The organism is Streptomyces sp. NPDC058964 (genome assembly GCF_042741275.1).
Lineage (GTDB): Bacteria > Actinomycetota > Actinomycetes > Streptomycetales > Streptomycetaceae > Streptomyces.
The window spans coordinates 933-1,609 of sequence record NZ_JBHYKH010000936.1 but is presented as its reverse complement, the minus strand read 5'-3'; the positions used below and the strand labels follow the sequence as shown (position 1 = coordinate 1,609).

Annotated in this window: 1 pseudogene; it reads right to left on the bottom strand. The window is 78.1% G+C overall.

Annotated elements, in window-relative coordinates:
* Nucleotides 1-38: 38 nt before the first annotated feature.
* Nucleotides 39-677: pseudogene (locus ACFW2E_RS46555) on the bottom strand (phenylalanine--tRNA ligase subunit beta); the annotation flags it as partial.

Genomic DNA, 677 nt, shown 5'->3' with positions numbered 1-677 from the left:
GATCCGGAGTACCGGATCCGCCCCCTCTCACGGTGGCGTCACGCCCCGCGGAGCACCGCCCCGGTCCGCTCGGCGGCCAGGGCCACCGCCGCGTCACGGGCCGCGGAGGCCTCGTCCACGGTCAGCGTGCGGTCGGAGGCGCGGAAGCGCAGCGCGTAGGCGAGCGACTTCCTGTCCTCGCCCAGCTGCTCGGCGCTCTCGTACACGTCGAACAGCCGGATGGCCTCCAGCAGTTCACCGGCGCCCTCGCGCAGCGCGGCCTCGACGTCCGCGTGCGGGACCGACTTGCCGACGACCAGGGCGACGTCCTGCGTGGCGACCGGGAACGTGGAGATGCGCGGTGCCTGCGGGGCGCCGTCGCCGACCTCCTCCAGCGCGTCCAGGTCCAGCTCCATCGCGCTGGTGCGGTCGGGCAGGCCGAGGGCCTTCAGGACGCGCGGGTGCAGTTCGCCCGCGTGGCCCACGACCCGCTCGGAGCCGTCGGCGACGACCACGAGCTCGGCGGTGCGGCCCGGGTGCCACGGCCCGTACTGGCCCTTGCGGACGATCAGTTCGGCGCCGGCCTCACGGGCGACCGGGCGGGCGGCCGCGGGCCCGGCGGCCCCCGCGGGCGGGCGGCCCGCGCCCCCCCCACCCCCCCCCGCGCCGGGGCCCCGGGGGTCGAACGCGCCAGTGAG